Source organism: Bacillus paranthracis (genome assembly GCF_024296885.1).
GTDB classification, from domain to species: domain Bacteria; phylum Bacillota; class Bacilli; order Bacillales; family Bacillaceae_G; genus Bacillus_A; species Bacillus_A paranthracis.
Genome location: NZ_CP101135.1, coordinates 4,175,941 through 4,200,147, shown reverse-complemented (window position 1 = coordinate 4,200,147; position 24,207 = coordinate 4,175,941). Strand labels below are relative to the sequence as shown.

The window sequence follows — 24,207 nt, the reverse complement described above, 5'->3', positions numbered from 1 at the left end:
TTATAATTTATATGGAATAGTTTCCATCACTTGATTATGAGGGCTTTTTTTGGTAACGTACAAATAGAGTTATTAATTTATAATCATTATAAAGTAGGAAAATTTTATTCATTTTACTGAATCTCCTTTCTTACATATGGAGAATAAATAAAAAAATAATCGGTTGTTCACACGATTGTCAGATTCATAAGAGGAAAGTTGTATTATGATAGTAGATAAAGTGATAAAACGGGTGAAGGGGGACATGCTGCGTGCATATTCTTGTTGTTAGTGTAAATTATCGAACAGCCCCTGTAGAATTTCGTGAGAAACTCACATTTCAGGCAGCAGAGCTAGAGCAAGCAATGACTACATTACAAAATCAAAAGAGCGTGTTAGAGAATGTCATTGTATCAACTTGTAATCGCACTGAGGTTTATGCTGTTGTCGATCAATTACACACGGGACGGTATTATATTAAGAAGTTTTTAGCTGATTGGTTTCAGCTTGAAATAGAAGAAGTCGCACCATATTTAACTATTTTTGAACAAGATGGTGCAATCGATCATTTATTCCGCGTAACGTGCGGTTTAGATTCTATGGTAGTTGGAGAGACGCAAATTTTAGGTCAAATAAAAGATAGCTTTTTAGAAGCGCAACAAGTAAAAGCAACAGGGACAATTTTTAATGAATTGTTTAAGCAAGTTATTACATTGGCGAAACGTGCTCACTCAGAAACGACAATTGGTGAAAGCGCGATGTCTGTTAGTTATGCTGCTGTTGAGCTTGGGAAGAAAATATTTGGCGAGTTAACAGATTGTCACGTACTTATTCTTGGTGCTGGTAAAATGGGTGAACTTGCACTACAAAACTTATATGGAAGTGGTGCTCGTAAAGTAACAGTCATGAATAGAACGCTTTCAAAAGCAGAAATAATGGCTGAGAAATATATGGGACACGCAAAACCTTTAAGTGAATTACAATGTGCATTATTAGAAGCTGATATTTTAATTAGTTCAACTGGTGCATCGGATTATGTCATTACGAAAGAGATGATGACCAAGGTAGAGAAAATGCGCTCTGGTCGTCCATTATTTATGGTTGATATTGCAGTGCCGCGTGATATTGATCCAGCAATTGATGAGCTAGAAGGTTCTTTCTTGTATGACATTGATGATTTGCAAGGAGTAGTGGAAGCGAACCGTGCTGAACGTTTAAAAGAAGCAGAGAAAATTCAATTTATGATTGAAGAGGAAATTGTTGTATTTAAAACGTGGTTAAGTACACTTGGTGTCGTTCCGTTAATATCAGCTCTTCGTGATAAGGCACTTGCTATTCAAAGTGAAACGATGGAAAGTTTGGAACGAAAAATACCAACTCTTAGTGATCGTGAGAGAAAAGTAATTAGTAAGCATACGAAAAGTATTATTAATCAATTATTAAAAGACCCAATTTTAGTAGCGAAAGAAATAGCTGCTGAAGAGGGAGCAGACGAAAAATTAGCGTTATTTGCAAAGATTTTCGATTTAGAAATGGAAGACGTAGAGAGTCGTGCGGAAGAAGTAGAACATAAAAGAGCGTGGACACCATCCGTTCCATCTTTATAATTTGGAAGGATGATCGGATGAGCTTTTTAAATAACAGTATTATTTATCATATTGCAATTATTTTATATGCTTGTAGCATTAGTTTATATTTTATAGATTATTTCCAAAGTAACCGAAAGGCGAACCGATTTGCTTTTTGGTTACTTTCGATTGTATGGGTTCTGCATTCTATTTTTATGTTGCTTAGAGCTACAGATTCAGAAACGAACCCCCTTTTAACCTTATTATCAGGCATTTATTTTTATGTTTGGCTATTGATTACGATGTCGTTAGTCATTAATCGATTTATGAGAATCGATTTTTTAGTCTTTTTTACAAATGTTGTTGCATTTGGCGTAAGCGCTTTTTCTATTTTTACGCCGCTTGGAAAGATGTCGCCGGTACTTGCAGAGCAATTAGTTTCGGAGCTTGTATATGTACATGTCGGTATGGCTATTATTTCTTATGCAACTTTTACTGTATCGTTCATTTTTTCTATTATGTATTTATTGCAATATCGCCTATTAAAAAAGAAAAAATGGAATGCGAGATTAAGAAGGTTAGGGAATTTACCGAAGCTAGAATCGATGTCTTACGGATTAAATTTATTTTCTGTTCCATTTTTCTTACTAGCTATTTTATTAGGATGCATATGGGGATATACAAAATTGGACAATTTCCATTGGTATGATACGAAAGTAATCGGGTCTTTTGTCGTTCTATTTGTATATTGTGCGGGTCTTTATTTACGAGCGGCAGATGTATTGCTAGGGAAGAAAATCGTGCAGTGGAACATCGGAGCATTTCTCGTAATGCTAATTAACATTTTTCTATTAAGCAGTTTATCCAACTTCCACTTTTGGTATTTATAATGAGGAGAGAAAATTATGCGCAAAATTATTGTAGGGTCACGAAAGAGTAAATTAGCATTAACGCAAACAAACTGGTTTATTGATCAGTTAAAAGCGCTAGGTTTACCATATGAATTTGAAGTGAAAGAAATCGTCACAAAAGGCGATGTAATTTTAGATGTTACTCTTTCAAAAGTAGGTGGCAAAGGCTTGTTTGTGAAAGAGATTGAACATGCGCTACTTACGAAAGAAATTGATATGGCTGTACATAGTATGAAAGATATGCCGGCCGTACTTCCAGAAGGATTAATGATTGGTTGTACACCAAAGCGTGTTGACCCTCGTGATGCTTTTATCTCAAAAAACGGAGCGTCGTTTAAAGAGTTAGCAGAAGGCGCTATTTTAGGTACGAGTAGTTTAAGACGTAGTGCACAGCTACTCGCTGCGAGACCAGACTTACAAGTGAAGTGGATTCGTGGAAATATCGATACACGTTTACGCAAATTAAAAGAAGAAGATTACGATGCAATTATTTTAGCGACAGCGGGATTACAAAGAATGGGCTGGGATAATGAAGTTATTACAGAACATTTAGATGAGACGTTATGTGTACCTGCTGTAGGACAAGGTGCATTAGCGATTGAGTGTCGTGAGGATGATAAAGATTTACTGCAGTTGTTAGCTCATATGAATGATGGAGTAACAGAAAAAACAGTGGCAGCAGAACGCGTATTTCTTCATAAACTTGAAGGGGGATGCCAAGTTCCGATCGCTGGATATGCAACTCTTACGGAAAACGATGCAATCGAATTAACAGCTCTTGTCGGGTCTATGGACGGTTCTGTTTTATTGAAAGAGAAAGTAGTAGGAACTGATCCAGAGAAAGTAGGATTAGAGGCTGCGGACCGTTTAATTAACCAAGGCGCAAAAGAACTCATTCTTGCTGCAAATAAGGAGCAACAATAAGTATGAACGCTCTCGCTGGCAAAACGGTATTGGTTACGCGTGCCCAGCATCAAGCAAAACAAATGAGTGTAGCGGTGAAAGAAAAGAGCGGAATTCCATTGGAAATTCCGCTTTTGCGTATGGAAGGTATGTCTCATAGGCAAATTCAACATATAGCAGGGCAGTTACATTCGTATGACTGGGTTATTTTTACGAGTAAAAATGGGGTAGCTTTTTTTCTAGATCGTTTGAGACAGAAGCTACCTGTAACGACTAAAATTGCTGCAGTAGGTGTGAAAACAAAGTTAGAGTTAGAAAAGCGAGGCTATCGAGTGGATTTTGTTCCAACTTCATTTGTTGCAGAAGTATTTGCAGAAGAGTTTGTAAAAAGATTAAGTGGAAACGAACGTATTTTATTTCCGAAAGGGAATTTAGCAAGAGACGTAATTCCAGTTGCGCTTCGTGAAATGGGTGTTTCTCTAGATGAGCTTATCGTATATGGTACGAAAGAAAATGTAGAGAAAAGGCAAGAGCTTATAGAAGCGTTAGAAGTAGGGAAAGTAGACATTATTACATTTACGAGCCCTTCCACTGTTACGAGTTTTGTTCGTTTACTTGAGGATACAAACTGGAGAGAATGGACAAAAAAATGTACAATTGCTTGTATAGGGCCTATTACGGAAAAAGAGGCGAGCCTTTATTTTTCGCATATTATTATGCCGAAAGAGTACACTGTAGAAGCATTACTACAATGTGTTTGTGAATCTATAAAATAAAAGAATGGGGATAGAAATCTATGAACTCTTTACAATTTAATCGTCATCGTCGCTTAAGACAAAGTGGAGGCATGCGTGCGCTTGTGCGTGAAACGTTTTTACATACGGAAGATTTTATTTACCCTATTTTTGTATTAGAAGGAGAGAATGTTCGTAATGAAGTGCCTTCTATGCCAGGCGTATATCAAATATCTTTAGATTTATTGCAAGCTGAAATGCAAGAAGTTGTTGATTTAGGTATTCGTTCTGTTATTGTATTTGGTTTACCTGCTGAAAAAGATGAAGTTGGATCATCAGCATATTGTGATCATGGAATTGTGCAACGTGCGATTCAGCAAATTAAAGGTGAATTCCCTGATCTAGTAGTAGTTGCGGATACATGTTTATGTCAATTCACAAGCCATGGTCATTGCGGTGTAATTGAAGATGGTATTATTTTAAATGACGAGTCTCTTGCAGTTCTTGCAAAAACAGCTGTAAGCCAAGCGAAAGCAGGAGCGGACATTATTGCGCCATCAAACATGATGGACGGATTCGTAACAGCAATTCGCCACGCATTAGATGAAAATGGTTTTGGACATGTACCAGTTATGTCGTACGCTGTTAAATATTCATCAGCATTTTACGGACCATTCCGTGATGCGGCGCATGGTGCACCGCAATTTGGTGATCGTAAAACATATCAAATGGACCCAGCGAACCGCATGGAAGCATTCCGTGAAGCAGAATCAGATGTAATGGAAGGGGCAGATTTCTTAATTGTAAAGCCAGCTCTTTCTTACTTAGATATCGTTCGTGATGTGAAAAATAACTTTAATTTACCAGTCGTTGCTTATAACGTAAGCGGTGAATATTCAATGATTAAAGCGGCAGCGCAAAATGGCTGGGTTAATGAAAAAGAAGTTGTACTTGAAAAATTAATTAGTATGAAACGCGCAGGAGCAGATTTAATTATTACGTATCATGCGAAAGATGCAGCAAGATGGTTACAAGAAGGAGGCGCTAAATAATGAAAAAGTTTGATAAGTCGATTGCAGCGTTTGAAGAGGCTCAAGATTTAATGCCTGGTGGCGTAAATAGCCCAGTTCGTGCTTTTAAGTCTGTCGGTATGAATCCGTTGTTTATGGAGCGTGGAAAAGGCTCTAAAGTATATGATATCGATGGAAATGAATACATCGATTACGTATTATCATGGGGTCCTTTAATTCATGGTCATGCAAATGATCGTGTTGTTGAGGCTTTAAAAGCTGTTGCTGAAAGAGGTACAAGCTTCGGTGCCCCAACGGAAATTGAAAATAAATTAGCGAAACTTGTTATTGAGCGTGTACCATCAATTGAGATTGTACGTATGGTTAACTCTGGAACAGAAGCAACAATGAGTGCACTACGTTTAGCTCGTGGTTATACAGGCCGTAACAAAATTTTGAAATTTATCGGTTGTTATCACGGTCATGGTGACTCGTTATTAATTAAAGCGGGTTCTGGGGTAGCAACGCTAGGTTTACCAGATAGCCCTGGTGTACCAGAAGGTGTAGCGAAAAATACGATTACAGTAGCGTATAACGATTTAGAAAGTGTGAAATACGCTTTCGAACAATTCGGTGATGATATTGCTTGTGTCATTGTAGAACCAGTAGCAGGGAATATGGGTGTTGTTCCTCCGCAACCAGGATTTTTAGAAGGTCTTCGTGAAGTAACAGAGCAAAATGGTGCATTGCTTATTTTTGATGAAGTAATGACAGGATTCCGTGTTGCTTATAATTGCGGACAAGGTTATTACGGTGTAACACCTGATTTAACTTGTTTAGGTAAAGTAATCGGTGGTGGATTACCGGTAGGAGCATACGGTGGTAAAGCAGAAATTATGCGCCAAGTTGCACCGAGCGGACCAATTTATCAAGCGGGTACTTTATCAGGTAACCCACTAGCAATGGCAGCAGGTTATGAAACGTTAGTACAGTTAACGCCAGAATCGTATGTAGAATTCGAGCGTAAAGCTGAAATGTTAGAAGCTGGTTTACGTAAAGCGGCTGAAAAACATGGCATTCCGCATCATATTAACCGTGCGGGTTCTATGATTGGTATCTTCTTTACAGACGAACCAGTTATTAATTACGATGCAGCAAAATCTTCAAACTTAGAATTCTTTGCAGCTTACTATCGTGAAATGGTAGAACAAGGTGTATTCTTGCCACCATCTCAATTCGAAGGTTTATTCTTATCGACAGCACATAGTGATGCAGATATTGAAGCGACGATTGCAGCGGCTGAAATTGCCATGTCAAAATTAAAAGCTTAATTGAATAAAGAAAATCGCTCTCCGTAAGGGGGGCGATTTTTTTTATTCATAAAGTCAGCTTTCCGTACATAAATCTGTAATGACATATAGTTTGGGAGGGGGAAAAGAAGTGGCAACAGATCATTCATTACGTTTTTCATTAAAAGAATCTGTTTGGTTCCAAAAAGGACAGGAAGTCGAAGAACTTTTGTCAATTTCGTTAGATCCAGACGTTGAGATAGAAGAGCTTGATCATGAGGTAATTGTGAGAGGGCAATTAGATTTAACGGGAGAGTATGTTGCAAGGCAAGATGATTCAGCTTATTCATTAAGAGATTTATCGCCAGCGAAGTCAATAGATTATGTAGAAACGAGAGAAGATGGGGTTAATGAACTTGTTCATTCCTTTCCGCTTGAAATATCAATCCCGAGAAACCGTGTGAAAGTAATTGAAGAACTATATGTATCTATCGAGGAATTTGATTATGAACTAAAGGAAAATGGTTGCTTACAATTATTAGCGGATATATCTATTACAGGTTTATGTGATGAAGAACGAATCGAGGATGAAGAGGAAGAGGAAGAGGAAGAAACGGCGTATGCTGAGTTGGAAGTTGATTCAGCGCAAGAGGATGAAAATAGACCGACGCCGCAAGTAGAAGAACCAGCTTATAAGGAATCAGATGAGTGGGAAGATTACGCGTTTGAACCGTTCCAACTAGAAGAAAGAAAAGAGCAGGAAGTAGAAGAAGAGGAAATAGAAGAACATGAATTTGTAGAGCGTGAAGAGGAGAAAGAAACAACGCCGCAATTTGAATTGTTCGGACGAAAAGATTTCAAGAAAGAAAAAGCGAAAAAACAAGAAGAGCAAGAAGAAGAAACGTATTCACAGCGAGATGAAAATGCGCTTTATTTAACGAAATTATTTACGAAAGAACCGGAAGAAGAATTTACAAAGTTAAGAATGTATTTCGTGCAAGAAGGAGATACGATTGAATCTGTTGCAGAACGTTATGAAACATCTGTACAAAACTTATACCGTGTCAATCAAACAGAAGATATATATTTAACTACAGGACAAATTATTTATATTCCTGTTTCAAGAGCAAAAGCGAAATAAGTGAGTGTTTTCACTCACTTATTTTTCTAAAGGCTATGTTTTGAATAGAAAGGGTTATTCGTATGGATATGGAATTACGAAATCGCTATGAACCCATTGTAAGGCAATATAGATTGGATACGCAGCATATGGAAGAACACGGAAGCGTGACGAAAATTTATACGAATCAAGGTCCATATGCGCTCAAGAAAATAGAAGGCAGGAAGTTAGAGCGGAATAACTTTTTGCATCATATTCAATATTTAAAGGAGAAAGGCTTTTCAAATTATGTACCTATATATCATGCGACGGACGGAAATTATATTTTAAGTGACGGTACGTATAATTATTATTTAATGCCCTGGTTAGAGCGTGCGGAAGGGAACGGCGAGGATAATGATCAATACCATAAAATGTTTCAGACTCTCGGAACGTTGCATCAAAAAACGGTAAAAGAAGAAACGTATACAGAAGAGGATTTAGAAAAACATTATACAAATATATCCGATCGCTGGGAAAGTGATGGAGAGATGTTAGAAGAGTTTCTTGTAGAATCTGAAGCGAAGTGGTATATGTCTCCGTTTGAATTGCAATATTGTACGTACTATCATCATGTAATGAGGGCGCGTGAGTTTGCAACGAAGCAATTAAATGAGTGGAACGATGCAATGAAAGAAAAAGAAACAACGCGCATTACTTTTGTACATGGTAACGTATCGCTTAATCATTTTTTATTTGATTATGAACGGAATGGCTATTTTATTAGTTTAGAAAAATCGAAGTTTGCAACACCTGTGCAAGATATTGTAGGCTTTTATTCTCGGTCTTTAAACACATATCCAATTGCGCGAAGTGATCGGTTTGAATGGTATCAAATGTATCAAAAAAATTTCCCTTTTACGAAAGAAGAGCAACTACTCATGTTTGCGTATATGACGTATCCATCGCAATTTATTCGGCAAATCCAGTCTTATAAGAAAAGAAGAGAGCGGCGTAATGAGGAAAATGAACTTCTCGGAGTAAAGAGTTTGCAACAAGCGCATTGGCTCGTTAGTAATATAGAATATTTTCTTTCGCAATTACAAGCTGCCCAGCAAGGGAACGGATAAAGAAGGTAAGTAGAGGATGTTACTTATCTTCTTTTTTTTACTCAAAAAGCTGTAGTATTAAATTTATCTTGACGAATAAGGTTTCGTTTTTTACACTATTGTATATAATAATTAACAATCATATAAATGCCTTGAAGGGGAAGAGTATAACAAGAAACGTCTTCAGAGAGGAGAATCATTAGCTGGGAGATTCTCTAGATAGTTATGTTAGAAGGTAGCCCTGGAGCATCTTTTCTGAACGGAATAGTTCTCATTAGGAAAAGACGGATTTGTCCGTTATCAAATTAAGAGTATAAGCAAATTCCTGAATTTGTTTGTAAATAAAGGTGGTACCGCGATGTCCCTCGTCCTTTTTTGGATGAGGGGCATTTTTTATTTTAAGGAGGGAAAATAATGTCAAACACGGAAAAGAATTTACCAACTAAATATGATCATATGTCCGTTGAAGAAGGCCTTTATCAGTGGTGGTTAGAAGGCAAATATTTTGAAGCAACAGGAGACGAGAAGAAACAACCGTATACAATTGTAATTCCACCTCCGAACGTAACTGGTAAGTTACACTTAGGTCATGCTTGGGATACAACTCTTCAAGATATTTTAACTCGTACGAAGCGTATGCAAGGTTACGATGTATTGTGGCTTCCAGGAATGGACCATGCGGGTATCGCAACACAAGCAAAAGTAGAAGGGAAACTTCGTGAAGAAGGTATTTCACGTTACGATCTTGGCCGTGAGAAATTCCTTGAAAAGGCTTGGGAATGGAAAGAAGAATACGCTTCTCACATTCGTCAACAATGGGGGAAAGTTGGTTTAGGACTAGACTATTCTCGCGAACGTTTCACATTAGACGAAGGTTTATCTGATGCGGTTAATAAAGTATTCGTTCAATTATACGAAAAAGGCTTAATTTACCGCGGTGAATATATTATCAACTGGGACCCGGCAACACGCACAGCTCTTTCTGATATTGAAGTAATTCATAAAGAAGTTCAAGGTGCATTCTACCATATGAACTATCCGTTAACAGATGGATCTGGCCACATTCGTCTTGCAACAACTCGTCCAGAAACGATGCTTGGTGATACAGCGGTAGCAGTTCATCCAGAAGACGATCGTTACAAGCATTTAATCGGAAAAACAGTTACACTTCCAATCGTAGGCCGTGAGATTCCGATTATTGCTGATGAGTATGTAGAAAAAGATTTCGGAACAGGTGTTGTAAAAATTACGCCAGCTCATGACCCGAATGACTTTGAAGTAGGTAACCGTCATGACTTACCACGTATCTTAGTAATGAACGAAGATGGAACGATGAACGAAAAAGCTGGTAAGTATAACGGTATGGATCGTTTCGAGTGCCGTAAAGCGTTAGTAAAAGATTTACAAGAAGTGGGCGTATTAGTAGAAATCGAGCCTCATATGCATTCAGTAGGTCATAGTGAGCGTAGTGGTGCAGTTGTTGAGCCTTACTTATCAACACAATGGTTCGTAAAAATGGCTCCACTTGCTGAGAAGGCAGTAGCGCTTCAGCAAAAAGAAGAAGAGAAAGTAACGTTCGTACCAGAGCGTTTCGAAAACACATATTTACGTTGGATGGAAAATATTCACGACTGGTGTATTTCTCGTCAATTATGGTGGGGACACCGTATTCCAGCTTGGTATCATAAAGAAACTGGTGAAGTATACGTAGGTACAGAAGCACCAGCAGATATTGAAAACTGGAATCAAGATAACGACGTACTTGATACATGGTTCAGTTCAGCACTATGGCCATTCTCAACACTTGGTTGGCCAAATGAAGATGCAGCAGACTTCAAGCGTTACTATTCAACAGATGCACTAGTAACTGGTTATGACATCATCTTCTTCTGGGTATCTCGTATGATTTTCCAAGGTTTAGAGTTTACAGGCGAGCGTCCATTTAAAGATGTATTAATTCACGGTTTAGTTCGTGATGAGCAAGGACGTAAAATGAGTAAATCTCTTGGTAACGGTATTGACCCAATGGAAGTTATCGAGAAGTACGGTGCAGATGCAATGCGTTTCTTCTTATCAACGGGAAGTGCACCAGGTCAAGATTTACGCTTCAGCATGGAGAAAGTAGAATCTACTTGGAACTTCATTAATAAAATTTGGAATGCATCACGTTTCGTATTAATGAACATGGATGACATGAAATATGAAGAAATCGATTTAACTGGTGAAAAATCAGTTGCAGATAAGTGGATTTTAACTCGCTTAAATGAAACAATCGAAAGCGTAACACGTAACATGGATAAATATGAGTTCGGTGAAGCTGGTCGCTCATTATACAACTTTATTTGGGATGATTTCTGTGACTGGTACATTGAAATGGCGAAACTTCCTCTATACGGTGAAGATGAAGCAGCTAAGAAAACAACTCGTTCTATTTTAGCTTACGTATTAGACCAAACAATGCGTCTATTACACCCATTCATGCCTTTCGTAACAGAGAAGATTTGGCAACATTTACCGCACGAAGGCGAATCTATTACAGTAGCAGCGTGGCCAACAGTTCGCGAAGATTTACAAGATACAGAAGCTGCAGCAGAAATGCACCTTCTAGTTGATATCATTCGCTCTGTTCGTAACATTCGTGCAGAAGTTAATACGCCAATGAGCAAAAAAGTTCAAATGCAAATTAAAGCAAAAGACGAGGCTGTACTTGCTCAACTTACGAAAAACAGCTCTTACATTGAGCGTTTCTGTAACCCAAGCGAATTAACAATTCAAACGGACTTACAAGCGCCAGAAAAAGCAATGACTGCAATCGTAACAGGTGCAGAGTTATTCTTACCGTTAGCTGATCTTATCAATCTTGATGAAGAGAGAGCACGTCTTGAGAAAGAGCTTGAGAAGTTCGATAAAGAAGTAGAACGTGTACAGAAGAAACTTTCAAACCAAGGTTTCGTAGCGAAAGCTCCTGCAGCAGTTATTGAAGGAGAGCGTGCGAAAGAGCAAGATTACCTAGAAAAACGCGAAGCAGTTCGTCAACGTCTAGCGGATCTTGAGAAATAAAAATGTTTTTTAGAGACTCACTATATTGGTGAGTCTCTTTTCTTTGCGTATAATAGAATGATGAAGGTTGTTTTTTGAAAGGGGAAAGCATACGTGATACATACATACGAAGAAGCGATAGGGTGGATTCATAGCCGATTGAAGTTTGGTATTAAACCAGGATTAGAAAGAATGAGATGGATGCTAGAAGAACTCGGAAATCCAGAACGTCACATAAAATGTGTTCATCTTGCTGGTACAAATGGAAAAGGTTCAACGTTAACATATATGCGCTACATGTTAGAAAATGCAAAATATAAGGTAGGAACATTTACCTCCCCTTATATTGAAACATTTAACGAGCGTATTAGTGTGAATGGAACGCCAATTGCAGATGAAGAGATTACTGAACTTGTAAAGATGGTAAAGCCAGTCGTTGAAAAACTAGATGAGACGGATTTAGGGGAAGCGACTGAGTTTGAAATTATTACTGTTATGGCAATTTGTTATTTCGGTAAAGTTAATTTCTGTGATGTTGTTTTATTTGAAACAGGGCTTGGAGGGCGCTTTGATTCTACGAATGTGATTCATCCAGTTCTCACGATTATTACGAATATCGGTCACGATCATATGCATATTTTAGGTAATACATTAGGAGAAATTGCATATGAAAAGGCGGGGATTATTAAATCTGGTGTTCCGGTTATTACTGGTGTGCAAGATGAGGAAGCGTTGCAAGTCATTCAAAAAGTTGCAAAGGAAAATCAGGCAAACTTATACGAGATGGGCAACCATTTTACATCGTTACATAAACAGTCTAGTGAAGATGGAGAACAGTTCGATTTCACTTGTCCTTTCGCCTCTTTTGAAGATGTGCGAATCACAATGAAAGGCAGCCATCAAGTAGGAAACGCAGCACTTGCACTTATGGCAGTCATGTATGTAAAAATATACTTATCATTTTTAATTGAGGAAGAAGAAATAAGAACTGGATTACAGGAAGCGTATTGGGTGGGGCGCTTTGAAAAACTGCAAAGTAATCCGGATATTATTATAGATGGTGCTCATAACCCAGAAGGTATTGAAAGTCTTGTGAAAACGGTAGAATCACATTACAAAGATAAAAATGTAATAGTTTTATTTACTGCCCTTGGTGATAAACAATTGCACAATATGGTAGGTCAATTAGAAAGCATCGCCGATGAAATTATTTTTACAACATTCGCCTTTGATCGTGCTATTTCAGCAGGCGAGCTTGCATCGTATGCAAAGGAAGAGTCAAAATTAGTTTTTGACAATTGGAAAGAGGCAATTGATACGAAGGTTGAAATGCTTGGAGAAAATGATGTTTTTATCATAACAGGTTCTCTTTATTTCATTTCGGAAGTTCGAAAATATATTCGCGAAAAAAACTAGATAGTCTTTGCTATCTAGTTTTTTTGTTCTACAAATGAAGTCAAATGCATACATATAAGATAAATATATAGGGTTATTTGGCGAATTCCTCTGACAAATATCTCGTTTTTTTGTGAAATGAATATGATATGATGCGGACAACGATAAGAGGTGAGGTGTGAGTGTATGGACAAGCAATCACGAACGATCTCAGTGAAAGTGAATGGAACAGAAGCGAAGTATGAGGAGAAGAAGAAAGATGAATTTGACTGGATGGTAGTAGAAAGTGAAAGGCCAAAAAACGTTGTTCCGTTTCAAAAATCGAAAGTAGCGTCTACGGAAAAAAATCGAAAGAAGTGGAGCAATACGTTAATTGCAATCGTTGCAACTGCAATTATTATTGGTACGGCGTTTGGGATGGGGATGCTACAGTTACTGAAAGGACAAGGTGCCACAGGAGGAAGCGAAGTAACAGCTTCGAAGCAGATGCGAAAGGAAGAATCAAAGGTGGGTGGAACGGCAGAACAAACACCAGCACCAAAAGAGGAAAAAACAAAAGCACAGACAGGAACGTCATTAGATCCAATGAAATTATTTTTTGTTCAAGGAGGAATCTATTCTTCTGAAGAAAAGGGACAGGCCGCTCTTGAAGAGTGGAAAGGTAATGGAGGTGTAGCAGCCTTAAAACCGAGCGGTGATAAGTATGCATTAGTTGTTGGTATTGCTAGCGATGAACAAGGCATAAACCAATTAATGACGCAGTATAAAAATGATAATGTCTCCGTATTGAAAAAGGACTGGGATATAACAGATAAAGCGTTACTGAAAGATGATAAAGAAGTTGGGGCGTTTTTAACAAAAGTACAGCCATTATATACTCATTTAGCAAAATATGCTTCTAGCGTACAAGCTAGTGAAAAAAGTAATGCAAAAGATATAAGTGCGATCGAAAAAGAGTGGAAAGCGATTGAAAAAGAAGGGAAAAGTATGAAGCAGGAGGAAGCAAAGAAATTGTATATGTACACTTCAGTAGCTGTGCAAACAGTGAAGGACGGCAAAGGTGATAAGGAGTCTTTGGCGAAATTAAATCAAGTTATCATTGATGGTATACTTTCATACGAAAAAATTGTTTCACAAAAGGTGAAATAATAGGATAATGAAATGACGAAGGAAGAAGTGTAGAGGCTTCTTTCTTTTCTTTTGAATTTAGAGTAAAGTGCTTTCTCTATGACAGGAATATAATCGTGTTTTAGTAAGGAAGTATTATTTTGTTTAGAGAAAATAATATTTCTTTTATTTGTGGACAAACTATTCCTTTGATACGATTGATATAAATGATTCTGCTTCATGTGAGAAAGGAAGGAGAAAATATGAGAAAAATTATTTTAGCTTCAGGATCACCTCGCAGGAAGGAATTGCTTGAGTTAGCGAGTGTACCATTTGAAATTATTGTAAGTGAAGTAGAAGAAACGATTGGTGCGTATTCATCACCTTCTGATATTGTTATGTCCCTCGCCCTGCAAAAAGCATCTGCGGTAGCAGAATATAACAGTGATCATATTGTGTTAGGTGCAGATACAATTGTTACATATGAATCGCGTATTCTTGGAAAGCCATCTAATGAGGCTGAGGCGAAAGAAATGTTGCAATTATTATCAGGGAAAACACATGAAGTGTATACAGGTGTTGCAATTATAGCAAAAGACAAAACAGTCACTTTTTACGAGCGTACAGAAGTTACGTTTTGGGAATTAACAGAAGAGGAAATTGACGCATACATTGCATTAAAAGAGCCTTTGGATAAAGCAGGAAGTTATGGGATTCAAGGTAAAGGGTCTATTTTTGTTCAACATATTCAAGGGGACTACTATAGTGTAGTTGGGTTACCAATTTCACGTCTTGTTCGGGAATTAAAACAATTTAATATTGATGTAACCCATGCGTAAAACTGCATGGGATTTTCTTTGAGAGAACAAATAAAGGGGTGGAGAAATGAACGGTATTCGTGATGTTGTCAAAGAAGAACAGCCACGGGAGCGTTTATTGTTAGAAGGGGCTGGAAGTTTATCCAATCGGGAGCTTCTTGCAGTGTTACTCAGAACAGGTTCTAAAGACGAAACAGTTTTAAAGTTATCGGATAAAATTTTGCATCATTTTGATGGTTTACGTATGTTGAAAGACGCAACGCTAGAAGAGTTAGTGAGTATACATGGTGTTGGAGTTGCGAAGGCATCACAGCTCATCGCTGCTTTTGAACTCGGTAGAAGAATGGTGCGTTTAGAATATCAAAATAGATACAGCATTCGAAGCCCGGAAGATTGCGCCAGATATATGATGGAAGAAATGCGCTTCTTGCAGCAGGAGCATTTTGTATGTCTCTATTTGAACACAAAGAATCAAGTTATACATAGGCAAACGATTTTTATTGGAAGTTTAAACTCTTCAATTGTACATCCCAGGGAAGTTTTTAAAGAAGCATTTCGCCGTGCAGCAGCCTCTATCATATGTCTTCATAACCATCCCTCAGGAGACCCTGCGCCGAGCCGAGAAGATATTGAAGTAACAAAACGCTTAGTAGAATGCGGCAGGATTATCGGAATTGAAGTGCTCGATCATATTATAATAGGTGACCATAAATTCGTGAGTTTAAAGGAAAAAGGTCATATTTAAGACTATGCTTTTTACTTATTTTGTTTTATAATGTGATTTATGAGTTTTTTGTAGAAAATTATCTACAAAAAGGATAAAGATATAAAAAACGTACTGTTTTTATAATATAAAGTAAGAAAAAATGAGTCCGTGAAAACAAGAAAGGAAGATAAATAATATGTTTGGATTTGGTGGCTTTACTCGCGATCTTGGAATAGACTTAGGAACTGCGAACACGCTTGTATATGTAAAGGGAAAAGGTGTAGTTTTACGTGAACCTTCAGTAGTAGCGTTACAAACTGATACGAAACAAATCGTTGCTGTAGGTAGCGATGCAAAACAAATGATTGGTCGTACACCAGGAAACGTTGTGGCACTTCGCCCGATGAAAGACGGTGTAATTGCTGATTACGAAACAACAGCAACAATGATGAAATATTACATTCAACAAGCTCAAAAATCAAATGGATTCTTCTCACGTAAGCCTTATGTAATGGTATGTGTACCATCTGGTATTACAGCTGTAGAAAGACGTGCAGTAATCGATGCGACTCGTCAAGCTGGTGCTCGTGATGCTTATCCTATCGAAGAACCATTTGCAGCAGCAATTGGTGCAAACTTACCTGTTTGGGAACCAACTGGTAGCATGGTTGTTGATATCGGTGGCGGTACAACAGAAGTTGCAATCATTTCTTTAGGTGGTATTGTAACAAGTCAATCAGTTCGTGTTGCTGGTGATGATATGGATGATTCAATCATTCAGTACATTAAGAAAAGCTACAACTTAATGATCGGTGAAAGAACAGCTGAAGCATTAAAATTAGAAATCGGTTCTGCAGGCGAGCCAGAAGGTATCGAGCCTATGGAAATTCGTGGTCGTGATTTAGTAAGTGGTTTACCAAAAACAGTACTAATTCAACCAGAAGAAATTGCAGATGCATTAAAAGATACAGTAGATGCCATTGTAGAATCTGTTAAAAATACGTTAGAGAAAACTCCACCAGAATTAGCGGCAGACATTATGGACCGTGGCATCGTATTAACAGGTGGCGGAGCATTACTACGTAATTTAGATAAAGTAATTAGTGAAGAAACAAATATGCCAGTTCTTGTTGCAGAAGATCCATTAGATTGCGTAGCAATTGGAACGGGTAAAGCATTAGACAATATCGATCTTTTCAAAACTGCTGCTCGATAATATTGCAAAATAAAAATCAATGAAATTAAGAGGGTGTGAACGTGCCACAGTTTTTCTTAAACAAAAGATTAATTGTTTTGTTAGTTAGTATTATTCTTCTCGTGGCATTGATTGGAATCTCATTGAAAGAACGGAACAGTTTAACATGGCCAGAGCAGTTTGTTAAAGACACTGTCGGTGTTGTAGAACGTGTATTCCAAAAGCCAGCGAAATACGTAGCTGGATTCTTCGAAAATGTAGAGGATGTAAAGCGCACGTATGAAGAGAATAAAGAATTAAAAGCAAAATTAGACAATTATGCAGGTCTATCAGGGAAAGTAAAACAATTAGAAGATGATAACAAGAAGTTACAAGAGTTAACGGGTAAAGATAAGTTAAATAGCGGTTATACTGAAATTCCAGCGACTGTTGTTTCTCGTAACCCAGATAAATGGTACGATTTAGTTGGACTTGATAAAGGGGCACAGCAAGGAATAAAAAAAGATATGGCTGTATTAACTCCACAAGGTTTAGTGGGACGAGTGAAAAGTGTATCTCAGTTTACATCATCAGTAGAATTGTTAAGTTCTATGAGCCGAACAAATCGTGTTTCTGCTATCGTACAAGGGAATGAGAAAATCTTTGGATTGATTGAAGGTTACGATAAAGAAAAGCACTTACTTCTTTTCACAAAGATTGGTTCTGATGCACCGGTAGATAAGGATCAACTAGTTGTAACATCTGGGCTCGGTGATATTTTCCCGAAAGGTCTTGTAATTGGAAAAATCGTTGAAGTTCAGCAGGATCCATACGGTTTAACAAAAACAGCTTATGTAAAGCCAGCCGCTGATTTAAATGACGTAGAGCATGTTGTAGTTGCGAAACGTGAAACGCCTTCAGCGCCATTAGAATAGGAGGGGGAGAAGAGATGATGAAGATTTTAAAAAGAGCAGCTCTTCCTCTTTTGCTCCTTTTTGCTTTTTTATTTGAAAATATGTTTGCTACTATTGTTCCAACAGAGGTTTTTTGGAAAGACAGTATAGCATCACCTCATTTCTTTATCATTGTGTTATGTTTTATTACTGTGTACTATAGTCCGGTCCAAGGGATTTATTACGGACTATTATTTGGTTTCTTATTTGATACCGTATACACGGAACTTGTTGGTATATATATTTTTGCGTATCCGATTTTAGTTTATTTAGTTTATAGTGTGATGAAGGTACTACAATTGAATTTATTTATTGTTACTTCTATCGTACTAGCTAGCATAGTAGCATTAGAGTATTATGTGTATGGATTTTTAACTTTGTTAGGACGTACTCATATGTCGGCGTATGTCTTTTTCACAGATCGTCTCCTGTCTACTTTATTGCTAAATGCAATTTTCTTATTGATAGTTTGTTTCCCACTGAGACGATATTTAGTGCGTCTTTCAAAAGCGATGGAAGAAAAAGAAAAAAGGATTTTCTAATTTTATGTCGAATTGAATCGGTGGGGTGAACTTTAGTGGAAGAAAAAAAGCAACAAAATGTAACAATAAAAGGGACAAAAGACGGAATAACCCTTCATTTAGATGATTGTTGTTCATTCTCTGAATTATTGAAGGAATTGGATGAAAAGCTTTCTACACATTACTATGATGGTGATGGACGCTCTTTAATTGAAGTGCATGTGAAAGTAGGAAACCGTTATTTAACAGAAGTCCAACAAGAAGAGATTCGTACGTTAATTCGTAATAAAAAGAATCTCGTTGTGGATTCGATTGAAAGTGATGTTATAACGAAAGAGGAAGCAATAGCTTGGAAAGAAGAAACAGAAATCGTCCCTATTTCCAAAATTGTTCGCTCTGGACAAGTTTTACATGTAAAAGGAAATTTATTGTTAATTGGTGATGTTAATCCAGGCGGAACGGTTATCGCTGGGGGGAATATTTTTGTCGTAGGATCATTAAGAGGAATTGCACATGCGGGGTATTATGGGGATTCAGATGCTGTAATCGCTGCATCTGTTATGAACCCGATGCAACTTCGAATTAGTGATGTGGCAATGCGGGCTCCGGAAGAGAAAGAAGACGGAGCGGAGGCGGCAGAATGTGCGTATATTAATGAGAACAATCACATTGTTGTCGATCGACTGCAACTTCTCACTCATCTTAGACCTAATTTAACAAAGTTAGAAAGGGGAATTGTATAGCTGTGGGAGAAGCAATAGTAATTACATCTGGAAAAGGCGGTGTAGGTAAAACTACAACGTCTGCGAACATTGGGACAGCCCTAGCGTTATCTGGAAAGAAAGTGTGCTTAATTGACACAGATATCGGTCTTCGAAACTTAGACGTAGTAATGGGGCTGGAAAATCGTATTGTATTTGATCTTGTTGATGTCGTTGAAGGGCGTTGCCGTTTACCTCAGGCTCTTATTAAAGATAAACGTTTTGATGATCTTTATTTATTACCTGCAGCACAAACGAGTGATAAATCAGCGGTAACACCTGAACAAATGGATGAATTAATACAAGTATTACGTCAAGATTATGATTACATATTAATTGATTGTCCTGCGGGGATTGAGCAGGGATTTAAAAACGCGGTAGCTGGTGCGGATAAAGCAATTGTTGTTACGACGCCAGAAGTATCCTCAATGCGCGATGCGGATCGTATTATCGGGCTTTTAGAAAAAGAGGATATTGAACCACCGAAACTTGTTATTAATCGTGTGCGTAGTCATATGCTTCATGAACAGGATATGTTAGATGTTGATGAAATCGTACGTACATTGTCAATCGAGCTTCTTGGTGTTGTCGAAGATGATGATGAAGTTATTCGTGCTACAAATACAGGTGAACCTGTAGCGTTGCAACCGAGCGGAAAAGCAGCGTTAGCTTATCGTAATATTGCAAGACGTTTGTTGGGTGAGAATGTCCCATTACAAGCATTTGAACAAGAAAAGGTATCGGTATTTACAAAGATGAAAAACTTCTTTGGAATCCGTTAAAAGCACTTCGCATATTTGCGGAGTGCTTTCTTTTTTCTTCACACGAATATCTTCCATACCTAGCTCATACATATGTACAAACTGTATACAACTGTTTCTATGTACATTAGCTTAACGAAAGAAAGGAGACAGTATGAAGAATAGACGTGTAGAAGAAATTAAAAAACGGATTGCGAAGAGGAAGGCAGAGCAAGAAAGGATGGAGGAAGAGCAGTATTTTACTGAAGGGAATTTTGATAGTGAAACAGTATTTATTGAAGATGGAGAAAAGGAAATTCATCCTTTATTTCGAAAAGAAGTGTTTTTCTTCAAAGTATTGTTATCAGCAATATTAGTTCTTTCTGTCGCTATTTTATATAAGAATGCACCAGCTTCTTTCGACGGTGCTAAAGCTGTTACAGAAAAAGTGATGAAAGAAGAATTTCAGTTTGCTACTGTAGCGAAATGGTACGAAAAACAGTTTGGAAAACCGCTCGTGTTCTATTCGCCTAATGAGAAAAAAGAAGAAATGATTCAGCAAAAAGATTATGCCATTCCTGCTTCCGGAAAGGTGATGCAAGGGTTTCAAAAAAATGGCCAAGGTGTATTTGTACAAACAGCTACAAATGCAACTGTTGAGTCAGTGAATGAAGGGCTAGTAGTTTTTGCGGGCAAGAAAGAGGAACTTGGTAATACAGTTCAAATTCAGCATGCAGATGGTACGGAGTCATGGTATGCAAATTTAAATGATATGTCAGTGAAATTATATGATTATGTTTCAAAGAAACAAAAAATTGGAACAGTGAATAATGATGCGAATAATAAAAATGGTAAGTTTTATTTCGCAATAAAAAAGGACGAAAAATTTATTGATCCGATTCAGGTGATTTCATTTGATTAAATATAGAGATGTTTTAACAAAGATTTCAGTACATCCGTTGTTTTGGGTTATTATTGTCATTGGTATTTTCACGGCACGTTTTAAAGAGTTACTACTGTTATTTTGTATCGTTCTCATCCATGAACTTGGGCATGCTTTTGCAGCGGCACACTATAATTGGCGTATTAAGAAGATTCAACTTTTGCCGTTTGGTGGTGTGGCTGAGCTTGAGGAACATGGGAATAAATCATTGAAAGAGGAACTAGTTGTTGTAATTGCAGGACCTATTCAACATATTTGGATGATGGCGGTAGGCTATATGTTGTTTGAAGCTGGTTGGCTTCATGCGGAATTATATTATTTCTTTATGTGGAATAATATAATTATTTTAGCGTTTAATTTACTACCTATTTGGCCTCTTGATGGTGGAAAAGTATTGTTTAACGTACTATCATATCGTTTTCCTTATTTACAAGCACATGAAAAGATGATGAAATTATCATGTGTTTTTTTTAGTGTCATACTAGGGTGGCAGTTACTTTGGAATAGTAATAATATTATGATGTGGGTACTACTCATATTTTTAGCGGTGTCGTTATATCAAGAATGGAAGCAAAGACGGTATGCCTTTATGCGTTTTTTATTAGAACGTTATTATGGGAACAAAAGAGGAATTGAAAAGATTGCATCGATTGAGGTGCAATCAGAAGATCATTTATATAAGATATTCACAAAATTTCGTAGAGGATATAAGCATTCTATTATCGTCCGCGGAAAATATAAAGAACATTACACATTGGATGAAAATGAATTGCTTTATGCGTATTTTACTGAAAAACGAACAACTTCATCTGTTGAAGAATTAATCGGTTAGTGTTGACGTTAGCACTAACCTTTTATTATTGTAAAAGCAAAGAAGATTATAAAGTGAGGAAAGTATTTTGAAAACGTTATATATGAACTACGCTGGATCGGAAAAACGCGTTGCAATTGAAGAGAAGAAGAAAATTGTTGAGTTTTTATGGAAACGAAATGAAGAACAAGAGATTGTTGGGCATATTTATGTTGGACGTATCGTAAGAACGATTGCTGGAATGAATGCGGCTTTTGTAAATATAGGTTTAGAAAAACATGCTTATCTTTCGTACGATGATGTACCATCTTCTTATCATATACATGAAGGAAAAGCGGTACTCGTACAAGTTGTAAAAGAGGCAATTGATACGAAAGGACCAAAATTGACAGCAAATATAGAATTTACCGGGAAATATGTCGTTTATATGCCATATGATGAAATGCGTGCGGTTTCTCGGAAAATAAAAAACAATAAAAGAAGGCAACAATTACTCCAAATTGAAGTAGAAGGGAAAGGAGGTTATATTTTCCGCTCAGCTTCTGAAAAAGGAGAAATTGAAGAAATACAAGCTGAAATGCAAAGGTTACAGCAGTTATATGAAGAGTTAAAAAGAAAAGAGGGCCAAGGAAAGGCACCGTTACTAGTCCATCGGCCAGCAACCTTTTTAGATCGTGTATTTCAAGAGAATCCAATTGAAACGATTGAAAAAGTAGTTGTAGATACAAGAAGTATAGTAAAAGAATTAGAAGAAAAAGTCGGCAAAGAAAAAATATCTTTTTATAATGAAAAGTCTTCAATATTTAACCATTTTGGCATAGAGCGTGAGATTGAGAAAGCACTTCAAAAAATTGTGTGGCTCCCAAATGGTGCTTATTTAATTGTGGAACAAATGGAGACGATGACTGTAATTGATGTGAATACGGGTAAGTTTACTGGAAAACAGAATTTACAAGATACAGTCCTTCGTACAAATGAAGTAGCAGCTGAAGAGATAGCGCGTCAATTAAGACTCCGTGATATTGGTGGTATGATATTAATTGACTTTATTAATATGAAAAGAAGAGAAGATAAAGAAAAGATAAGAGAATGTCTCATCGCTGCTATGCAACATGATCGCACATATACAAGAGTGCTCGGGTTCACAGAGTTAGGGATTTTAGAGATGACACGTAAACGTAAAAAACATTCTTTACGCGACGTATTACTTGAAGAGTGTGCACCGTGCAAAGCGACGGGTTATGTCATGTCATATGAAACGATTGCGTATGAGCTAGAGAGAGAGCTAATTACATATGGCAATATAGAAGATGAGGCAGTATTAATCTCTGCACCTAAAGAATTACAAAAACAATTTTTGCAAAAAGAATTACAAAAAAATATTCCATTTGAAATTTATTTCAAAGATGATATGATCGAAAAGTACGCTATTATCCGTTTTGGAAGTAAAAAAGAAATTATAGAACGGAAAAAATAGTTATTAGAACTTTCATTGACAATAGTCTATGATTCATGATAACATCTTTATGTTATAGTTTATAGCACCTAAACGGCTATATGCTACAACCGCACAAGACAGGTTCCTTAAAGGCATTTATGTCTACCTCGTTTTTGGCGAGTCTTAGTAATTAAGAGGAGGTGCAAGTATGTACGCAATTATCGAAACAGGTGGAAAACAAATCAAAGTTGAAGCTGGTCAAGAAATCTACATTGAAAAATTAGATGTTGAAGCTGGTGAAACTGTTACTTTTGACAAAGTTCTTTTCGTTGGTGGCGAAAACGTGAAAGTTGGTAGCCCAGTTGTAGAAGGTGCAACAGTTACTGCGAAAGTTGAAAAACACGGTCGCGCTAAGAAAATCATCGTTTTCAAATACAAAGCGAAAAAGAACAATCGTAAGAAACAAGGTCATCGTCAACCTTACACTAAGCTAGTTGTTGAAGCTATCAACGCTTAATTCTGGTTAACATGATTAAAATTACGATAAGTCGCACGAAATTAGGAAGTATCCAATCATTTAAAATGACTGGACATGCCGATTATGCGCCACATGGACAAGATCTTGTCTGTGCTGGAACTACAGCGGTTGTGTTTGGTTCCATAAATGCTGTGGAAGAACTTTGTAATGTGCAGGCAACTATTGAACTCGGAAGTGATGGTGGATTCTTAACGTATGAATTGCCTAATGATTTAGACGTTCATACAGCAGAAAAAGCACAGATACTTTTAGAAGGATTGGTTGTTTCGCTTAAGACGATCGAACTTGATTACGGAAAGTATATCCGTTTAATAGAAAAAGTGCAGGAGGTGTAACGTATGTTAAGATTAGATCTTCAGTTTTTCGCATCTAAGAAAGGTGTAGGTAGTACAAAGAACGGTCGTGACTCTCAGTCAAAACGTCTTGGTGCTAAACGCGCAGATGGTCAAACGGTTACAGGTGGTTCAATTCTTTACCGTCAACGCGGTACAAAAATTTATCCAGGTGTTAACGTTGGTCGTGGTGGCGATGACACTTTATACGCGAAAGTTGACGGCGTAGTACGCTTCGAGCGTCTTGGCCGTGACCGCAAACAAGTGAGCGTATATCCTGTTGCTCAAGAAGCATAAGAACTCACGGAAAACTCTAACCTGAGTGCAGG

Annotated in this window: 24 protein-coding genes and 2 other annotated features; all 24 genes read left to right on the top strand. The window is 37.4% G+C overall.

All coding sequences use genetic code 11. The annotated features are described in order from the left end of the window. Nucleotides 1-251: 251 nt before the first annotated feature. The gene (gene hemA, locus NLJ82_RS21720) at nt 252-1,586 is read left to right on the top strand and encodes a glutamyl-tRNA reductase (protein ID WP_000547852.1); all 1,335 of its coding nucleotides are present in this window, start codon (nt 252-254) and stop codon (nt 1,584-1,586) included. A gap of 17 nt (nt 1,587-1,603) precedes the next feature. Then, nucleotides 1,604-2,437: a cytochrome C assembly family protein gene (locus NLJ82_RS21715; RefSeq protein WP_000008995.1), complete on the top strand. Its 834-nt coding sequence runs from the start codon at nt 1,604-1,606 to the stop codon at nt 2,435-2,437. A gap of 15 nt (nt 2,438-2,452) precedes the next feature. After that, nucleotides 2,453-3,382, top strand: a complete 930-nt coding sequence (gene hemC, locus NLJ82_RS21710; protein ID WP_001226410.1) for a hydroxymethylbilane synthase — start codon at nt 2,453-2,455, stop codon at nt 3,380-3,382. Between the two features lie 2 nt (nt 3,383-3,384). After that, a complete protein-coding gene (hemD, locus tag NLJ82_RS21705) occupies nt 3,385-4,137 on the top strand; it encodes a uroporphyrinogen-III synthase (RefSeq protein ID WP_000992370.1) in 753 nt (250 codons plus the stop codon). A 20-nt stretch (nt 4,138-4,157) separates the two neighbouring features. After that, entirely contained in the window at nt 4,158-5,147 is a 990-nt protein-coding gene (hemB, locus tag NLJ82_RS21700) for a porphobilinogen synthase (protein WP_001087059.1), read from the top strand. Then, the gene (hemL, locus tag NLJ82_RS21695) at nt 5,147-6,436 is read left to right on the top strand and encodes a glutamate-1-semialdehyde 2,1-aminomutase (RefSeq protein WP_000712928.1); all 1,290 of its coding nucleotides are present in this window, start codon (nt 5,147-5,149) and stop codon (nt 6,434-6,436) included. The genes hemB and hemL overlap by 1 nt, the downstream gene beginning before the upstream one ends. A 79-nt stretch (nt 6,437-6,515) precedes the next feature. After that, nucleotides 6,516-7,535 carry a stage VI sporulation protein D gene (gene spoVID, locus NLJ82_RS21690; RefSeq protein ID WP_139253834.1) on the top strand — a complete coding sequence of 340 codons (1,020 nt, stop codon included), beginning with the start codon at nt 6,516-6,518 and terminating at the stop codon, nt 7,533-7,535. 62 nt (nt 7,536-7,597) lie between these two features. Further along, entirely contained in the window at nt 7,598-8,623 is a 1,026-nt protein-coding gene (gene ysxE, locus NLJ82_RS21685) for a spore coat protein YsxE (RefSeq protein WP_000367001.1), read from the top strand. 122 nt (nt 8,624-8,745) lie between these two features. Then, nucleotides 8,746-8,978, top strand: a binding site (T-box leader). A gap of 38 nt (nt 8,979-9,016) precedes the next feature. Further along, nucleotides 9,017-11,662, top strand: coding sequence for a valine--tRNA ligase (locus tag NLJ82_RS21680; RefSeq protein WP_000072232.1), 2,646 nt, complete (start codon nt 9,017-9,019; stop codon nt 11,660-11,662). Nucleotides 11,663-11,755: 93 nt separating this feature from the next. Further along, the gene (locus NLJ82_RS21675; RefSeq protein WP_000582085.1) at nt 11,756-13,057 is read left to right on the top strand and encodes a bifunctional folylpolyglutamate synthase/dihydrofolate synthase; all 1,302 of its coding nucleotides are present in this window, start codon (nt 11,756-11,758) and stop codon (nt 13,055-13,057) included. A 165-nt stretch (nt 13,058-13,222) separates the two neighbouring features. Then, nucleotides 13,223-14,185 (top strand): hypothetical protein, encoded by a 963-nt coding sequence (locus NLJ82_RS21670; RefSeq protein ID WP_000360988.1) that lies wholly within the window; start codon nt 13,223-13,225, stop codon nt 14,183-14,185. Between the two features lie 221 nt (nt 14,186-14,406). Continuing rightward, nucleotides 14,407-14,982 carry a Maf family protein gene (locus NLJ82_RS21665; RefSeq protein WP_001226286.1) on the top strand — a complete coding sequence of 192 codons (576 nt, stop codon included), beginning with the start codon at nt 14,407-14,409 and terminating at the stop codon, nt 14,980-14,982. Between the two features lie 46 nt (nt 14,983-15,028). Next, on the top strand, nt 15,029-15,706 hold the full coding sequence (gene radC / locus NLJ82_RS21660) for a DNA repair protein RadC (protein ID WP_001013367.1): 678 nt from the start codon (nt 15,029-15,031) through the stop codon (nt 15,704-15,706). 157 nt (nt 15,707-15,863) lie between these two features. After that, entirely contained in the window at nt 15,864-16,883 is a 1,020-nt protein-coding gene (gene mreB, locus NLJ82_RS21655; protein WP_000466737.1) for a cell shape-determining protein MreB, read from the top strand. Between the two features lie 41 nt (nt 16,884-16,924). Next, nucleotides 16,925-17,776 (top strand): rod shape-determining protein MreC, encoded by an 852-nt coding sequence (gene mreC, locus NLJ82_RS21650; RefSeq protein WP_001135483.1) that lies wholly within the window; start codon nt 16,925-16,927, stop codon nt 17,774-17,776. 14 nt (nt 17,777-17,790) lie between these two features. Then, a complete protein-coding gene (mreD, locus tag NLJ82_RS21645) occupies nt 17,791-18,336 on the top strand; it encodes a rod shape-determining protein MreD (RefSeq protein ID WP_000975746.1) in 546 nt (181 codons plus the stop codon). 35 nt (nt 18,337-18,371) lie between these two features. Then, nucleotides 18,372-19,058 (top strand): septum site-determining protein MinC, encoded by a 687-nt coding sequence (gene minC / locus NLJ82_RS21640; protein WP_000391517.1) that lies wholly within the window; start codon nt 18,372-18,374, stop codon nt 19,056-19,058. 2 nt (nt 19,059-19,060) lie between these two features. Continuing rightward, nucleotides 19,061-19,858 (top strand): septum site-determining protein MinD, encoded by a 798-nt coding sequence (gene minD / locus NLJ82_RS21635; protein WP_000503310.1) that lies wholly within the window; start codon nt 19,061-19,063, stop codon nt 19,856-19,858. A gap of 133 nt (nt 19,859-19,991) precedes the next feature. Beyond that, the gene (gene spoIVFA, locus NLJ82_RS21630) at nt 19,992-20,738 is read left to right on the top strand and encodes a stage IV sporulation protein SpoIVFA (protein ID WP_000797473.1); all 747 of its coding nucleotides are present in this window, start codon (nt 19,992-19,994) and stop codon (nt 20,736-20,738) included. Next, nucleotides 20,731-21,591, top strand: coding sequence for a stage IV sporulation intramembrane metalloprotease SpoIVFB (gene spoIVFB / locus NLJ82_RS21625; RefSeq protein WP_000599050.1), 861 nt, complete (start codon nt 20,731-20,733; stop codon nt 21,589-21,591). Before spoIVFA ends, spoIVFB begins: the two co-directional genes overlap by 8 nt. 67 nt (nt 21,592-21,658) lie before the next feature. Beyond that, nucleotides 21,659-23,047, top strand: coding sequence for an Rne/Rng family ribonuclease (locus NLJ82_RS21620; protein WP_000855434.1), 1,389 nt, complete (start codon nt 21,659-21,661; stop codon nt 23,045-23,047). 77 nt (nt 23,048-23,124) lie between these two features. Then, nucleotides 23,125-23,202: a sequence feature (ribosomal protein L21 leader region), on the top strand. Nucleotides 23,203-23,216: 14 nt separating this feature from the next. After that, nucleotides 23,217-23,525 carry a 50S ribosomal protein L21 gene (gene rplU / locus NLJ82_RS21615; RefSeq protein WP_000270908.1) on the top strand — a complete coding sequence of 103 codons (309 nt, stop codon included), beginning with the start codon at nt 23,217-23,219 and terminating at the stop codon, nt 23,523-23,525. Between the two features lie 11 nt (nt 23,526-23,536). Further along, complete coding sequence (locus NLJ82_RS21610) at nt 23,537-23,881, top strand: ribosomal-processing cysteine protease Prp (RefSeq protein WP_001993153.1); 345 nt, start codon at nt 23,537-23,539, stop codon at nt 23,879-23,881. A 3-nt stretch (nt 23,882-23,884) separates the two neighbouring features. After that, on the top strand, nt 23,885-24,175 hold the full coding sequence (gene rpmA / locus NLJ82_RS21605) for a 50S ribosomal protein L27 (RefSeq protein ID WP_000944958.1): 291 nt from the start codon (nt 23,885-23,887) through the stop codon (nt 24,173-24,175). Nucleotides 24,176-24,207: the final 32 nt, after the last annotated feature.

Excerpts from the sequence above, each read along its gene's own strand:
- NLJ82_RS21715 (WP_000008995.1), top strand. The coding sequence starts at position 1,604 with ATGAGCTTTTTAAATAACAGTATTATTTATCATATTGCAATTATTTTA.
- hemC (WP_001226410.1), top strand. The coding sequence starts at position 2,453 with ATGCGCAAAATTATTGTAGGGTCACGAAAGAGTAAATTAGCATTAACG.
- hemD (WP_000992370.1), top strand. The coding sequence starts at position 3,385 with ATGAACGCTCTCGCTGGCAAAACGGTATTGGTTACGCGTGCCCAGCAT.
- hemB (WP_001087059.1), top strand. The coding sequence starts at position 4,158 with ATGAACTCTTTACAATTTAATCGTCATCGTCGCTTAAGACAAAGTGGA.
- hemL (WP_000712928.1), top strand. The coding sequence starts at position 5,147 with ATGAAAAAGTTTGATAAGTCGATTGCAGCGTTTGAAGAGGCTCAAGAT.
- spoVID (WP_139253834.1), top strand. The coding sequence starts at position 6,516 with ATGACATATAGTTTGGGAGGGGGAAAAGAAGTGGCAACAGATCATTCA.
- ysxE (WP_000367001.1), top strand. The coding sequence starts at position 7,598 with ATGGATATGGAATTACGAAATCGCTATGAACCCATTGTAAGGCAATAT.
- NLJ82_RS21680 (WP_000072232.1), top strand. The coding sequence starts at position 9,017 with ATGTCAAACACGGAAAAGAATTTACCAACTAAATATGATCATATGTCC.
- NLJ82_RS21670 (WP_000360988.1), top strand. The coding sequence starts at position 13,223 with ATGGACAAGCAATCACGAACGATCTCAGTGAAAGTGAATGGAACAGAA.
- NLJ82_RS21665 (WP_001226286.1), top strand. The coding sequence starts at position 14,407 with ATGAGAAAAATTATTTTAGCTTCAGGATCACCTCGCAGGAAGGAATTG.
- radC (WP_001013367.1), top strand. The coding sequence starts at position 15,029 with ATGAACGGTATTCGTGATGTTGTCAAAGAAGAACAGCCACGGGAGCGT.
- mreB (WP_000466737.1), top strand. The coding sequence starts at position 15,864 with ATGTTTGGATTTGGTGGCTTTACTCGCGATCTTGGAATAGACTTAGGA.
- mreD (WP_000975746.1), top strand. The coding sequence starts at position 17,791 with ATGATGAAGATTTTAAAAAGAGCAGCTCTTCCTCTTTTGCTCCTTTTT.
- spoIVFA (WP_000797473.1), top strand. The coding sequence starts at position 19,992 with ATGAAGAATAGACGTGTAGAAGAAATTAAAAAACGGATTGCGAAGAGG.
- rplU (WP_000270908.1), top strand. The coding sequence starts at position 23,217 with ATGTACGCAATTATCGAAACAGGTGGAAAACAAATCAAAGTTGAAGCT.
- NLJ82_RS21610 (WP_001993153.1), top strand. The coding sequence starts at position 23,537 with ATGATTAAAATTACGATAAGTCGCACGAAATTAGGAAGTATCCAATCA.
- rpmA (WP_000944958.1), top strand. The coding sequence starts at position 23,885 with ATGTTAAGATTAGATCTTCAGTTTTTCGCATCTAAGAAAGGTGTAGGT.